Origin of the sequence: Flavobacterium sp. (assembly GCF_043722275.1) — a bacterium.
GTDB lineage: Bacteria > Bacteroidota > Bacteroidia > Flavobacteriales > Flavobacteriaceae > Flavobacterium.
Genome location: NZ_JAYSPC010000118.1, coordinates 1 through 14,136, shown reverse-complemented (window position 1 = coordinate 14,136; position 14,136 = coordinate 1). Strand labels below are relative to the sequence as shown.

Sequence of the window (14,136 nt, the reverse complement as noted above, 5' to 3'; positions counted from 1 at the left end):
TATACTAAATGAAAAAAGTAATTCTGGTTTTAATAGTTCTTGTTTTGGTTTCCTGTGGTGCAAAAAAAACTTCAGGCTCGGGTTCGAAAATTTTATATGAAGTTTTAACAGAACAATCCGATGGTGGAGGAAACATTAAATTTTTTGAAATTTTGACGGAACCTAACGAAATCAAAATGCTGGAAAATGATCCGCTTTTGAAGGATAAAATGAAGCATGACGACATTAGTAATTCAAATTACATTATCCTGAATATGGGAGAAAAAAATACCGGTGGTTATTCTATTGGTGTTGAAAAAGTTGAAGAAACAGATAAAAATATTATTATCACAGTAAAAGAGAATGGTCCTGCGCCGGATGCAATGACAATGCAGGTAATTACATATCCTTATACGGTTGTGAAAATACATTCTAAAAAAGAGATTATTATAAAGTAACGAGTTTTTTTACGATAGAGACGCACAGTAGTGCGTCTTTTTTTTGTTTATTTGAGAGGCAAACAAAAATTATTATAATTAAGTATGCTCCATAGGAGTATTATATTTATAGAAAAATAATTCAGTTATTGAAATCCAGCTCCAGCGGAGCGGTATATAAATTTACTAGTAACTTAATTTCACCCCGATGGGGTTTTTGTTGGATGATTTTTAATTTTCTATAAATATATAGTCCCGCTGGGACATATTTGGCGAAATTAAAATGTCATATCAAACCTGAAATTTCTCACATTCGACTTGGCTTAGCCTGAAAATTTTTTTACTAAATAACCTTAATTCGCATGTCACCCTGAGCGAAGTCGACGGGCGCCCCAATTAAAACGCGGGCTTCGACTCCGCTCAGCCTGACATAGTGTGTTTAGCCTGACATAGCGTTGCTCTACTTGACATAGCCTTCCTCAGTCTGACATTGGAGTTTGCTTAGTTTACATTTCGACTTCGCTCAGCCTGACATAGCGTTGCTCGGCTTGACATTGGTGTTGCTTAGTTTACATTTTGACTTCGCTCAATGTGACAAACAAAAAAATCCTGTCGGTTTTAAACGACAGGATTTCTTCTACAATTATTTTTTACTTTTATTTTAGAATCTGAATTTAACTCCCAAACCTACATCAAAACCAAAATTATCATCATCATAATATCCTGATCCAATTTCCGGTCTTGCATCTAATGATAATGTAATAGGTGCTTCGCTAAATCTGTATTCTATCCCGATATCTCCAGCTGCAAATACGTATGTTCCGCTGTCGTTATATTTATTATTGTTTGTATAGTAATCATGATCCCAGGCAGCAATTCCACCACCTACACCAGCGTACCAGTTAAAACCTCCATCGATGTTCCAAACCCATTGGTAAAGAGCAACACCTTTAATAGCGTCTACATCGCTGCTATTTCTCCAGCCTAAATCAAATTCAAGTCTGTTTTTTTGGTTTAATCCTAATTGATATGATACCTCTCCACCAAAACCGTTATTGTCTCCCAAACGCAATCCTAAAGCGTTTTTCGAAATTTCTTGTGATTGAGCCGTAAACGCTAATCCTAATAGCATAATGGCAAATAAAATAATTCTTTTCATAAAAATGGTTATTAATTTTTTTCAAATGTACATTGGTGTACAAAGTTATAACGTATACTATTTTTGAAAATTGTTATATAATTCACATTTAGGAAGTGGTTAAAATATAAGAAGCGTTATAATACTTAATTAACTACAAAAGAAAATTTATTTTTTTAAAATTATTGAAGAGATTAATTGAGAACTTAAGATATCTTCCATTTCAAAAAGATTTTCTTCCTCGGTAAAATTACTTTCGGCGTAAGAATATAGTTTCCAACGCTTTTTATGATATTCTAATGCTGTTAGATTTTCAACCCAATCACCTGAATTTAGGTATAAAGTAGATCCGTATTTGTTTTCTATATTGACTATTTTGGGTTCATGAATGTGTCCGCAAATTACGTAATCATATTTTTTTTCGATAGCTAAATCGGTTGCCGTAGTTTCAAAATCCGAAATAAATTTAACTGCTTTTTTTACGCTGGCTTTTATCTTTTTAGAAAATGAATAAGGTTCACGCCCTAATTTTGCCAGACACCAATTCGCAAATCGGTTGCTTAAAATTAAATAATCGTACCCTAATCCTCCAAGTTTTGCAATCCATTTTGAATGCTGAACAGAGGCATCAAAAACGTCTCCGTGAAAAATCCATGCTTTTTTATCGTCTAATTCTAAAACTAATTTATCGACCAACGAAAAATTTCCCATGTTCATGTCGCTAAACTTTCTAAGAATTTCATCGTGATTTCCAGTGATATAATACACTTTTGTACCTTTAGAAGCCATTCCTATTATACGCTGAATGACCCTTAAATGTGCTTTTGGAAAGTACGATTTTCTAAATTGCCAGGCATCAATAATGTCGCCGTTTAAGACTAAAGTTTTGGGTCTAATGCTTGATAAATAGTTGTTTAGTTCTTTAGCGTGACTTCCGTAAGTTCCTAAATGGACATCTGAAAGAATGACCAATTCAACATTTCGTTTTTTCAATTTTTCGTTTTTTGAAGTTCAACAAATAAAAGAAACTCCAACTCGATTTGTTTTATCAAAAGGTTATCAATTTGGCTACAATTTTAATAAATTGTGATTTTTAAAGTGTTTAACGTTTATTTAATAATACTAATGTAAAATTTTTTAATTTAATTCATAAAACTTACATTTGCTCAAAACAAATTACAATGGCAGGAAATAGCTACGGCACCCTATATAAAGTAACAACATTTGGAGAATCTCATGGTGAAGCTTTAGGCGGAATTATAGATGGTTGTCCATCAGGAATTGAACTTGATTTAGAAGCAATTGAAGTTGAAATGTCCCGCAGAAAACCAGGACAATCAGCAATTGTAACACAACGTAAAGAACCGGATGCAGTTCAGTTTTTATCCGGAATTTTTGAAGGAAAAACGACAGGAACTCCAATAGGTTTTATTATCCCGAATACCAATCAAAAATCAGACGATTATTCGCATATAAAAGACAATTACAGACCAAGTCACGCAGATTATGTGTACGACCAAAAATATGGTTTTCGTGATTATCGCGGCGGCGGAAGAAGTTCTGCCAGAGAAACAGCAAGCAGAGTAGTAGCCGGTGCAATTGCAAAGCAAATGTTACCGGAAATTAAAATTAATGCTTATGTTTCATCCGTTGGTCCAATTCATTTAGATACGCCATATCAGGATTTGGATTTTTCAAAAATAGAAAGTAATCCCGTTCGTTGTCCTGACGAAAAATCAGCAGTAATTATGGAAGAATATATACGTGATATCCGTAAACAGGGAGATACTGTTGGCGGAGTTGTTTCATGTGTAATCCAGAATGTTCCGGTTGGTTTAGGCGAACCTGTTTTTGATAAATTACATGCCGAATTAGGAAAAGCAATGCTTTCTATAAATGCCGTAAAAGGTTTTGAATACGGAAGCGGATTTTCAGGTTCTGAAATGAAAGGAAGCGAACATAACGATTTATACAATCCTGACGGAACGACAAAAACGAATCTTTCAGGCGGAATTCAGGGCGGAATCAGTAACGGAATGGACATTTATTTTAGAGTGGCTTTTAAACCCGTTGCAACGATTATGCAAACTCAGGATTCATTAGATAATAAAGGAAACATTACACCCATGACCGGAAAAGGACGTCATGATCCATGTGTGGTTCCGCGTGCTGTACCTATTGTTGAGGCAATGGCAGCAATTGTTTTGGCTGATTTTTACTTAATCAACAAAACATATTAATAAAAATTAAGACAGTGAGGGTCTTAGTATTTTAATTCTAAATAAAAAAATTAATGCAAGTTACAGAAACCAAAAAAAAATCATTTCTTTCAGGATTAACAGGGCAAATTATAATTGCAATGGTGCTTGGAGCAACTTTAGGAATTATATTGCACAATTCGGTTTCGCAAGAAGCAGCAGTATCCTTTAGTAACAAAATAAAAATGCTTGCAACCATCTTTATCCGATTGGTACAAATGATTATTTCTCCTTTAGTATTTACCACTTTAGTAGTGGGAATTGCGAAATTAGGAGATATTAAAACCGTAGGGAGAATTGGTGGAAAAGCACTTGGATGGTTTTTTACAGCTTCATTTATATCCTTATTAATTGGTTTATTTTATGTAAATGTTTTAGAACCGGGAGTTGGTTTAAAATTAGAGCATGTAGATATGGCAGCGGCATCTGAAGTTACAGCTAAAACAACCACTTTATCATTTGAGAATTTTGTGGAGCATATTGTTCCTAAAAGTATTTTTGAAGCAATGGCAACCAATGAGATTTTACAAATTGTTGTATTCTCAATCTTTTTTGGATTAGCCGCCGCATCATTAGGAACTACTGTAAAACCAGTTATAAATGCTTTAGACAAAGTATCGCATATTGTTTTAAAAATGGTTAATTATGTAATGAACTTCGCTCCAATTGGAGTTTTTGGAGCCATTGCCGGAGTATTTGCCATTAGAGATGCAGAAGAATTAGTAATTACGTATTTCAAATTCTTCGGATCATTTTTAATCGGGATAAGTACATTGTGGTTTGTGTTAATTACAGTTGGATATATTTTTCTGAAAGGAAGAATGACTGAGTTATTAAAACGTATTGTTGGACCATTGGCAATTGCTTTTGGAACAACCAGCAGTGAAGCTGTTTTTCCTAAATTAACAGAAGAATTAGAAGCTTTTGGTGTAAAAAATAAAATTGTATCGTTCATGTTACCTTTAGGTTATTCGTTTAATCTTGACGGAAGTATGATGTACATGACTTTTGCCAGTATTTTTATTGCTCAATTTTATGGCGTTCACCTTGATTTAGGAACGCAAATGGTGATGTTATTGGTTTTGATGTTAACCAGTAAAGGAATTGCAGGAGTACCAAGAGCAAGTTTAGTTGTTGTTGCGGCAACTTGCGGAATGTTTAAAATTCCTGTTGAAGGAATTGCCTTGATTTTGCCAATCGATCACTTTTGTGATATGTTCAGAAGTGCTACAAATGTATTAGGAAACGCTTTGGCAACTTCTGTAGTAGGACAATGGGAAAATGATAACGATTTAGAGGCTTTTTCAGAGACTAAAGATATTGCTTCTGAATAACTGGAATATCCTGTTTTTTAGAAAAATAGTTTGAATTTTGAGCAAAATTTAAATAAATTAAGCAAAGCCGTATTTTTATTTTAAATACGGCTTTTTTTTATTTTTAAACGTATATTTGATGAAATTAGCCTATTTATGCCCCAAATACGGATTTTTTTACTGTTACTATTTTTACTGAATTGTTTTGCCAATTCGGCAATTGCGCAATCTGAAAATATGACAGATGAGAAAATTGCTTCGATGGTAAAAATGGCATGGAATGATTATAAGGAATCTAATTTCGAAAGATCATTAATTACTTCTCGCAAAGCCCTGAATTATGCTACAGCTTCAAAAAATGATTTTTTAATTGCGAAATCATACAAAATTATCGCCGGAAATTACAGTGAATTATCAGAGTTTGATAAAGCCATTTTTTTCTACAACAAAGGTATATTCTACGCTAACAGAACAGACAATGATTCTATAAAATATAGTCTTCATAATAATCTGGGCAATATTTATTGTTTCGAAAAAAAACAATTTGACAAAGGAATTGATTACTATAAAAAATCGATTGCTTTTAGTTTAAAGATGCATCAAATGAACCAGGTTTATTTTACAAACGTAAATTTAGCATGGGCATATTTTGATATCGGGCAATATAAAGCAGGTTATCCTTATTTAAAATTTGTAAACAGTAACAGGAAAAAGTACGGCGAAGAATCTACAGAGATTGTTGTTAATATGCTTAACGGAATGTATTTGAGTTCTATAAATGAGTATGAAACAGCAAATGATTTTTTTGTAAAAGCAATTGAACTAGGAAAAAATACCGATGAAAAATCGGATTTATCATACGCTCATTTAGAATATTCGAAGTTTCTGAGTAAAACCAAAAAGTATAAAGAAGCGTATGATAATCTTGAAGCTTATAATAAAATTACCGAAGAATTATACAATCAGGAAAAGCTGAAAAAAGCTTCTATTGCAGGTTTTAATCTTGAATTAGATGAATATAAAAGGCAAATTGATAAAATCGAAAGTGAAAAAGATTCACAATATCAAAGTCTGAAAAAATCCAGAATTATTGTCATCTTGTTTGTTCTCATTTCGTTTATTCTTCTTTTTCTGATTATTACTTTGATTAAAAATATCAGATTTAAGAAAAAACATAATTTAGAGCTTTTAGAAGCAAAAGAAATTGCAGAAGAAGCCTCTTTGTTGAAAACTCAATTTATTTCGACTATAAGTCACGAATTGCGTACTCCTTTATATGGCGTTGTAGGAATTACTAATATGCTGCTTGAAGAGCATAAGGAATTATCCCGAAGCCTGCATTTGAGTTCTTTAAAATTTTCGGCAAGATATTTATTATCGCTGGTAAATGATATTCTGCAAATTAATAAAATTGAAGAAAATAAAGTAGTTCTGGAGAATTTGACATTTAATATTTCGGATGAAATTACAATGATCAAAAATTCACTTTCTTTTTTATGCCAAAAAAACAAGAATGAAATATCAGTATCTATCGATGCGGATATTCCGGAATATTTAATTGGGGATAAACTGCGACTGGCTCAAATTTTAATGAATTTAGTAAGTAATGGATTGAAATTTACTAAAAATGGCGAAGTAGAAATTATTGTAAAACTTCATAAAATAGAAGGAAAAATATATTTTCTGGATTTTCTGGTCAAAGACAATGGCGTTGGAATTGCAACTGTAGATCAGAGCAAAATCTTCGAGAAATTTGTTCAGGTTGGTCGAAAAGACGAGGATTATCAGGGAACCGGATTAGGATTGAGTATTGTAAAAAGATTGTTAGGTCTTTTTGGGAGCACTATTTCCTTAGAAAGCAGTATTGGCGAAGGAACATCATTTATGTTCATCATTCCTTTTGAGCATGACCCTCAAAAAACAAAGAATATTATAAATGAAATTGAGGTTGATTTAACTTCAAGTGAGGTTTATAAAATCCTGATTGTCGAGGATAATCTTATCAACCAATTAGTGACAAAAAAAATTATCGAAAAAAATAATTATATCTGTAAAGTAGTCGATGATGGTTTTGCTGCTTTGGCAATATTGGAGCAGGAAGAGTTTGATCTTATTTTAATGGATATTAATATGCCTTTGATGAATGGATTTGAAACCACAAAACGAATTCGTTTAAAAGATGTAAAAACGCCTATTGTTGCTTTAACAGCGTTTGATAAAGATGAAATAACAGATGAAGCAATATCATCCGGAATAAATGATATTATCATTAAACCGTTTGAACCTGTTAAGCTGTTTAAAATTATAAGTTACTTAATACAGGAAGCTAAAAACGAGAGAGGTACAAAAGAATAAACACGAATTTTACTATTGCCACTAATTCTTTTGTTTCATAATTCTGTGAATTAATTAACTATTAAATTTGTGCAAATTTGTAAAATTCGTGTTCAGCGTTTATTTATAATATTCTTGTATGAATGACAAGTTTAGTACCAGCGTTTTTTATTTTGCTTAGAAACTTCTGATTTTCTTGATTTGTGTGCGCCACCGCTTCGGTTTGAATTTTTAGGTTTTTCTGCCGTTGCTTCAGGACTTCCTGCATGCCATTGATACGGATGATCTGAAATAGTTTTCACATCAACTTTTATCAATTTCTGAATATCTTTCCAGTAAGCATGTTCGTCTTTACTACAAAAAGAAATCGCAATTCCTCCGTTTCCGGCACGACCTGTTCTACCAATTCTGTGCACGTAAGTTTCAGGAATATTAGGTAAATCAAAATTGATTACAAAAGGTAATTGATCAATATCAATTCCACGTGCAGCAATATCTGTAGCGACAAGAACACCAACTTCTTTATTTTTGAAAGCATCAAGAACGCGTTGTCTTGCATTTTGCGATTTATCACCGTGAATTGCTTCAGCTGCGATATTGTTTTTTCTAAGTGCTTTTACAACATTATCAGCTCCGTGTTTTGTTCTCGAAAAAACCAAAACGTTTGATAAATCTTCGTTTTTTATCAAATGATATAAAAGGTTTCTTTTTTCTGTTTTCTCAACAAAATAAACGCGTTGTTCTACATTTTCGGCTGTTGATGAAACCGGAGAAACTTCTACTTTTGCCGGATCTTGTAGAAACATTTCGGCTAATTCGCGAATTGCAATTGGCATTGTAGCAGAAAACAATAAAGTCTGACGGTTTTTAGGCGTTAATTTCACGATCTTTTTTACATCATTTATAAAACCCATATCCAGCATTTGATCTGCTTCATCTAAAACCAAAGTGTGTAAATGATCTAAATCAAGAAATCCTTGTTTTTGTAAATCCAGTAATCTTCCCGGCGTTGCAACTAAAATGTCAACTCCGTTTTTTAACGCATCTACTTGCGGATTTTGCGAAACTCCACCAAAAATCGTCAATTGGGTTAAGTTGGTATATTTGCCATAGGTATCAAAACTTTGTCCAATTTGAACCGCTAATTCACGAGTAGGCGTAACTATAAGAGCACGAATTACTTTAGCTTTTTTTGTTGAACCTACAATTCTGTGTAATTGATGTATGATTGGGATTGCAAATGCAGCAGTTTTTCCTGTACCGGTTTGGGCACAACCAATTAAATCCCGTCCAGCCAAAACAATCGGAATAGATTGTTCCTGAATAGGAGTAGGGTTAAGGTAGCCTTCTTCAAATACGGCTTTTTGTATACTTTTTGAAAGTGATAAATCTTCGAATAACATATCTTAGGTATTAAGAATTTAGTTTTAAGTACTAAAATTCTGTGCAAAGATAGGTTTATTCGACCAATCGTTTATTTGAAACTTGTATTATTTGCCAAATGCGCTAATTTCCAGTCCTTAATAACTGAACAAATTAAAGCATTTGGCTCAAATTATAAATTTATCCAACACATAGAAATATTCTCTTTTGGGGAACTTTGTACTTTTTAAAATAAGTGAAACATCTTTTTTTAAAGCATTAAATCTATGTCCCGATAGCTATCGGGACTATGTGCTAAAATTAATGATAATGAGGTAAATTATTCTTTTTCGTTATTTGCTTTGATAAAATCAGTAATCAGATAACCAATTAATTTACCAATTAAATTATTGTTTGGAGAATCAGCTAAATCCGGCGCTCCTTCGCAAATATGCAAATAAGTGGCATTTCTGTGCTGTCCGAAAAACGATATAAACTGACGTAATTCTTCTACCGAAAATCCGCTGATTGTCATAGCGCTGCTGGCAATATTAGGAATTGCATCCAGATCAATTTCAATACCAAACGAATCTGTTTTTATAAATTCTAAAGCCAAAGCCATTTCTTTCTCAAAATCTTTTTCCTTACGGATATTTACGCTGTCATAAGTATTGTAGCGAACTCTGTCTTCCAGTTTTTTGATAATATCGAGAACACTTTTTGAAGTATAATTTTCGTGTAAACCGAAGATGAAATATTTTTTCAGGAAACCTTCTTCATAAGCATAGGAAAAACCGTTTCCGCTGTGACGTCCTTCCAGAATTCTAAAATCTGAATGTGCATCAAAATTAATGGCATTGATTGGTTTTCCTTTGGCTAAAGCCGATCCTTTTATATTTCCGTAGGCATTATTATGGCCTCCGCCGATGATAATTGGAGTTTTTCCGGCTTTTATAATAGTAAAGATGATATGAGAAACTTCTTTGTCAATTTTTTCAACTAACTGGCTTAATTTTGATCGGTCGTCAATATCATTAAAATCAAGGTTTTCGACATCGCGCATTTCTTCAGTAACATTAATATGTCCTAAAACTATGATCTGACTTCCTTTAGAAAAACGATTGTGCTGAATGTTTGCAATACTTTTTATTGCGTTTTCCCAGGCTGATGCTGTTCCGGGTCTTCCGTAATTGGCACGCACGCCAATATCTTCTGGAATTCCCAAAAGAACATATTTGGCTTCGCTTTCTTTTAGAAATTCGATCTTATCAACTCCTTTTGGAATGATAATCATCTTTTCTCCAAACTTTATTTCACCACTTCGATGATTTGTGACTTTTGCTAAATCATTGATAGTAAACGGGACTAATTTCTCCATGAAAAAAATTTATTTTCCAAAAATAATATAATTGTATTAACTTACGTTATAACCTTATATTAATTCTTAAATTTGTTTTAAAGAAAATTATTTAAATATGGAAAACCCAAAGAACAACAACTCAAGTCTAAAAGCGGTAATCGCAGTTTTAGCAGTCCTACTGATTGGTAGCTTAGTGTATATTTTTAAATTGTCGTCAGATTCAGATGTTACAAAAACTGAACTTACATCAACAATGACAGAGAAAGAATCTGTAATGAAAGATCTGCAAGAGTTAAAAACAACTTATGATGCAGCTATTGCAGAAAACACTTCAATGTCTGATGAGTTAATTCAGGAAAGAGATAAAGTAGTCGCTCTAATGGATGATTTGAATAAATCAAAAGGAGATGTAGGTAAATACAAATCTCAGGTTCAGGCAATGCAAGGTAAAATGAAAACTTTAGTTGCTGAAAATGATGAACTGAAAAAACAAAACGGTACTTTAACAGTTCAAAGAGATAGTACAATTGTAGTTTTAGGTGAATCTAAAAAGTACAATGAAGTATTAGTTGGTCAAAACGAAGAGTTGGCTAAAACTGTTGAAAAAGGGGCTAAATTATCAATCCTGAACACAAAAACTGCAGCTTACAAATTAAAAAGCTCAGGAAAACAAGTTGAAACTGATAAAGCAAGCCGTGCTGACGTTTTGAAAATTAGCTTTACTGTTGCTGAAAACCAAATCGCTAAATCTGGTGATAAAACGTATTATGTACAAGTTATCGACTCTAAAAACAATGTTTTAGGAGATAAAAAGACAGAAAGCTTTGGTGATAATACTTTAACTTATAGTTTTAAAACTACTGTTCAGTATGAAAACAAAACAGTTAACGTAAGTGAAGATTTGCCAGGTAAAGATTTCGTTAAAGGAACTTATTTTATCAATGTTTTTGATAATGACGAATTAGTTTCTAAAACTAGTTTTAACTTAAGATAATACTAGTCGATTAAGGTAATAATACCACTATAATATTAAAGGTCTGTGATTTTTCACAGACCTTTTTTTATGGGATTAAGTTGGTTGTTTTTGAGACAAAAAGAAAAGAATATGGATCAAAACCAAAACCTGCGGAGCTATATTAAGGATGAATTTAAACGCAAAGTGCGCTAAGATTTTTTAAAGATATGGTTTTTTATAAACTATAAAGTTCGCAAAGCTCTGTGTTGATACAGCTTTGCGAACTTTGTGTTTTAAATGCGTAAAGTAAAAATTAAATCTTAGCGCACTTTGTGGTTAAAATTATTATTCAATACAAATTTCTGGCTTGTGTTTAATCTTTATGCTAAAATTTCACCTTCTATAAAAACACTTTCGATCAGGTTGCTGCCAAAAGCATACGGAATTTGATAATAGGATGAAATAGGTTTCGTAAGGATTAAATTAGCTTTTTTACCTTTAGTAATACTTCCGTGAGTTTGGGAAATTCCCATTGCATACGCGCCATTTATAGTTGCGGCGTTGATTGCTTCTTCGGGCGTCATTTTCATTTTGATACAAGCCGTTGCAACAACAAAATTCATGTTTCCGGATGGAGTAGAACCAGGGTTGAAATCTGTTGCCAATGCCAGCGGAAGTCCCGCTTTTATCATTTCTCGTGCCGGTGTATAAGGAATACTCAAAAAGTACGAGCATGAAGGTAACGCTACAGGCATCGTTTCGGTGTTTTTTAAAGCTTCAATATCTTCTTGTGTCATAATTTCAAGATGATCCACAGAAAGGGCGTTAAATTTAATTCCTGACTGGATTCCTCCAATAGAATTAAACTGATTGACGTGAATTTTTGGCTTTAAGCCAAATTTAATTCCTGCTTCCATAATTTTCTCTGTTTCTTCAACAGAAAAATAACCCGTTTCGCAAAAAACATCAATATAATCTGCGAGTTTATTTTGCGCAATTTCAGGTAGCATTTTGTTAATGATTTCATCAATATAACCTGTTTTATTGTCTTTATAATGAACAGGAAAAGCATGAGCACCCAGAAATGTCGCTTTTATAGTAATTGGATAATTTTTAGCTAGTTTTTTAATTACGCGTAACATTTTTAATTCACCTTCAATCGTTAAACCGTAACCTGATTTTATTTCGACCGCTCCGGTTCCTAAATGCATGACTTCTTCTAACCGTAGTTTTGATTGCTCGTAAATTTCTTCTTCAGATGTTTCATTTAATTTTTTAGCCGAATTTAAAATTCCGCCACCGCGATTGGCGATTTCTTCATACGAAAATCCATTTATTCTGTCTACAAATTCCTGTTCGCGATTTCCTGCGTATACAATATGTGTGTGGCTGTCGCACCAAGATGGCAAAACGATTTTTCCGGTGGCATCGATAACTTTATCAGCTTTGATTTCAGGAAGATTTTCCATCACGCCAAAATCCTCAATTAGATTATTTCTTAAAACTAAAAAAGCATTTTTTATGGTAGGAAGTATTGCCATTTCATCTCCTGAAACTTTTGCAATTGAAGTTTCGCGAACCTGAAGTAATTCTTTTATGTTTTTGATAAGAGTAATCATAATAGGGATTTAGTTGTATTAAAGAAAAGCTTTTTTTTTATATTTAGGTATCAAAGTAAAACACAAATTTCACAAATTAGCACTAATTTAATTTGTGAAAATCTGTGAAATTCGTGTTGAAAAATTGAAATTTAAAATTTGAATATTGCTTTTAACTTTATTCCGAAACTGTAATTTCAAACATTTTGCTCCAGTTTTTACCCGTTACAAAAATTGTTTTAGTTTTAGGATTGTAAGCAATTCCGTTTAAAACATCATCTTTAGTAATGTCATTCATAGACTTGCGCAAATCCGACATGTTTAAAATTCCTTCAACAGCTCCTGAAGCAGGATTTACAACAGCAATTGCATCTTTAAACCAAACATTAGTATAGATTTTTCCGTTAATCCATTCTAATTCATTAATAGCTTTAATTTTTGAATCTCCTGAATATACATTAATATAATCAACCATTTTTTGAGTAGCCGGATCAACTTTCCATATTTTCTCGGTTCCGTCAGTTTGATAAATGTATTTTCCGTCATTTGTCATTCCCCAGCCTTCAATTTCTTTTTCGTAATTAAACGTTTTTTCTAATTTTAATGTTTTGGCATTATAGATAAAACCTTTTTTGTTTTTATACGTCAATTGAAATAATTTTCCGCCGATAAAAGTGATTCCTTCACCAAAATATTCTTTATCAAGATCAATTTGTTTGTAAATTTTTCCTGTTTTATAATCGTATTTTTTAATGTGAGAAGCTCCTTCCTGACCTGTACTTTCATATAAAGTATCATTAAAAAATTCAAAACCTTCAGTAAAAGCTTGTTTGTCGTGAGGATAAGTATTTAGAACTTTGTATTTTAATAATTTAGGTTCGATATTAGAAACCAACTCAATGCGTTTTGTAGCATCAGAGGAATCAGATCCAAAATATACGGTTGCTTTTAAATATTGATATCCTAGTTTTTGATCTTTTAATGCATATTTAAATTTTTCGGTACCTTTTGTGCTTCCTACTTTTTTATCATTAATAAAGTATGCAACGCTGTCAATTTCTTTCGAATTTGGGTTTAAAATTCCAATAGAAATTGATTCTTGTTGTTTAAAATGTGCCGGAAAAGCCGAATCATCGATGTTAAATAAAGAATTTTCACCTTTTTTTGTATCTCCACATCCAATTAATGTGATTCCTAATAAAATGATAGTTAGGAAGTTATATTTTTTCATAGTTTAAAATTTGAATAAGCCAATATACGACGATATTTTTATAGCAACAAGGCCTTGCAAAAATATAAAAAGATTGTATATTTGCACCGGCAAGTCCTACACGACCAGCTCCTGCAGACTCCCCCAGGATGGGAACATAGCAAGGGTACGTGGTTGAGCGGTGCGATGTAG

Annotated in this window: 12 protein-coding genes; 5 read left to right on the top strand and 7 right to left on the bottom strand. The window is 32.6% G+C overall.

Annotated features, from left to right (window positions below):
- The first annotated feature begins 8 nt into the window (after positions 1 to 8).
- Positions 9 to 437 carry a protease complex subunit PrcB family protein gene (locus ACHZDT_RS14655; protein ID WP_394775366.1) on the top strand — a complete coding sequence of 143 codons (429 nt, stop codon included), beginning with the start codon at positions 9 to 11 and terminating at the stop codon, positions 435 to 437.
- A 640-nt stretch (positions 438 to 1,077) separates the two neighbouring features.
- Here ACHZDT_RS14655 and ACHZDT_RS14650 read toward each other — a convergent pair.
- Together ACHZDT_RS14650 and ACHZDT_RS14645 are read right to left on the bottom strand one after the other, a co-directional pair.
- Positions 1,078 to 1,575 carry a hypothetical protein gene (locus tag ACHZDT_RS14650; RefSeq protein ID WP_394775365.1) on the bottom strand — a complete coding sequence of 166 codons (498 nt, stop codon included), beginning with the start codon at positions 1,573 to 1,575 and terminating at the stop codon, positions 1,078 to 1,080.
- 147 nt (positions 1,576 to 1,722) lie between these two features.
- Entirely contained in the window at positions 1,723 to 2,547 is an 825-nt protein-coding gene (locus tag ACHZDT_RS14645; protein ID WP_394775364.1) for a UDP-2,3-diacylglucosamine diphosphatase, read from the bottom strand.
- Positions 2,548 to 2,735: 188 nt separating this feature from the next.
- On the opposite strand from ACHZDT_RS14645, the gene aroC reads away from it, so the two are divergent.
- The 3 genes from aroC to ACHZDT_RS14630 all read left to right on the top strand — a co-directional run bounded on the left by aroC (position 2,736) and on the right by ACHZDT_RS14630 (position 7,480).
- Entirely contained in the window at positions 2,736 to 3,794 is a 1,059-nt protein-coding gene (gene aroC, locus ACHZDT_RS14640) for a chorismate synthase (RefSeq protein WP_068842689.1), read from the top strand.
- A gap of 53 nt (positions 3,795 to 3,847) precedes the next feature.
- Entirely contained in the window at positions 3,848 to 5,146 is a 1,299-nt protein-coding gene (locus ACHZDT_RS14635) for a dicarboxylate/amino acid:cation symporter (RefSeq protein WP_394775363.1), read from the top strand.
- Between the two features lie 135 nt (positions 5,147 to 5,281).
- Positions 5,282 to 7,480: a response regulator gene (locus ACHZDT_RS14630; RefSeq protein ID WP_394775362.1), complete on the top strand. Its 2,199-nt coding sequence runs from the start codon at positions 5,282 to 5,284 to the stop codon at positions 7,478 to 7,480.
- A gap of 131 nt (positions 7,481 to 7,611) precedes the next feature.
- On the opposite strand, the gene ACHZDT_RS14625 is transcribed toward ACHZDT_RS14630, so the two are convergent.
- Positions 7,612 to 8,862, bottom strand: a complete 1,251-nt coding sequence (locus ACHZDT_RS14625; RefSeq protein ID WP_394775361.1) for a DEAD/DEAH box helicase — start codon at positions 8,860 to 8,862, stop codon at positions 7,612 to 7,614.
- Positions 8,863 to 9,161: 299 nt separating this feature from the next.
- Positions 9,162 to 10,199 carry a formimidoylglutamase gene (locus ACHZDT_RS14620; protein WP_394775360.1) on the bottom strand — a complete coding sequence of 346 codons (1,038 nt, stop codon included), beginning with the start codon at positions 10,197 to 10,199 and terminating at the stop codon, positions 9,162 to 9,164.
- A gap of 97 nt (positions 10,200 to 10,296) precedes the next feature.
- On the opposite strand from ACHZDT_RS14620, the gene ACHZDT_RS14615 reads away from it, so the two are divergent.
- Positions 10,297 to 11,175 (top strand): hypothetical protein, encoded by an 879-nt coding sequence (locus ACHZDT_RS14615; RefSeq protein WP_394775359.1) that lies wholly within the window; start codon positions 10,297 to 10,299, stop codon positions 11,173 to 11,175.
- 341 nt (positions 11,176 to 11,516) lie between these two features.
- On the opposite strand, the gene hutI is transcribed toward ACHZDT_RS14615, so the two are convergent.
- From hutI to ACHZDT_RS14600, 3 genes are all read right to left on the bottom strand, one after another.
- Positions 11,517 to 12,755: an imidazolonepropionase gene (gene hutI, locus ACHZDT_RS14610; RefSeq protein ID WP_394775358.1), complete on the bottom strand. Its 1,239-nt coding sequence runs from the start codon at positions 12,753 to 12,755 to the stop codon at positions 11,517 to 11,519.
- 157 nt (positions 12,756 to 12,912) lie between these two features.
- Complete coding sequence (locus tag ACHZDT_RS14605; protein ID WP_394775357.1) at positions 12,913 to 13,965, bottom strand: glutaminyl-peptide cyclotransferase; 1,053 nt, start codon at positions 13,963 to 13,965, stop codon at positions 12,913 to 12,915.
- On the bottom strand, positions 13,952 to 14,136 hold a 185-nt coding region (locus tag ACHZDT_RS14600), incomplete at its 5' end, for a hypothetical protein (protein WP_394775356.1). The genes ACHZDT_RS14600 and ACHZDT_RS14605, both read right to left, overlap by 14 nt.

What these genes read in the sequence shown, in the direction of transcription:
- ACHZDT_RS14655 (WP_394775366.1), top strand. Translation starts at nt 9, where the DNA reads ATGAAAAAAGTAATTCTGGTTTTAATAGTTCTTGTTTTGGTTTCCTGT.
- ACHZDT_RS14650 (WP_394775365.1), bottom strand. Translation starts at nt 1,575, where the DNA reads ATGAAAAGAATTATTTTATTTGCCATTATGCTATTAGGATTAGCGTTT.
- aroC (WP_068842689.1), top strand. Translation starts at nt 2,736, where the DNA reads ATGGCAGGAAATAGCTACGGCACCCTATATAAAGTAACAACATTTGGA.
- ACHZDT_RS14635 (WP_394775363.1), top strand. Translation starts at nt 3,848, where the DNA reads ATGCAAGTTACAGAAACCAAAAAAAAATCATTTCTTTCAGGATTAACA.
- ACHZDT_RS14630 (WP_394775362.1), top strand. Translation starts at nt 5,282, where the DNA reads ATGCCCCAAATACGGATTTTTTTACTGTTACTATTTTTACTGAATTGT.
- ACHZDT_RS14625 (WP_394775361.1), bottom strand. Translation starts at nt 8,862, where the DNA reads ATGTTATTCGAAGATTTATCACTTTCAAAAAGTATACAAAAAGCCGTA.
- ACHZDT_RS14620 (WP_394775360.1), bottom strand. Translation starts at nt 10,199, where the DNA reads ATGGAGAAATTAGTCCCGTTTACTATCAATGATTTAGCAAAAGTCACA.
- ACHZDT_RS14615 (WP_394775359.1), top strand. Translation starts at nt 10,297, where the DNA reads ATGGAAAACCCAAAGAACAACAACTCAAGTCTAAAAGCGGTAATCGCA.
- hutI (WP_394775358.1), bottom strand. Translation starts at nt 12,755, where the DNA reads ATGATTACTCTTATCAAAAACATAAAAGAATTACTTCAGGTTCGCGAA.
- ACHZDT_RS14605 (WP_394775357.1), bottom strand. Translation starts at nt 13,965, where the DNA reads ATGAAAAAATATAACTTCCTAACTATCATTTTATTAGGAATCACATTA.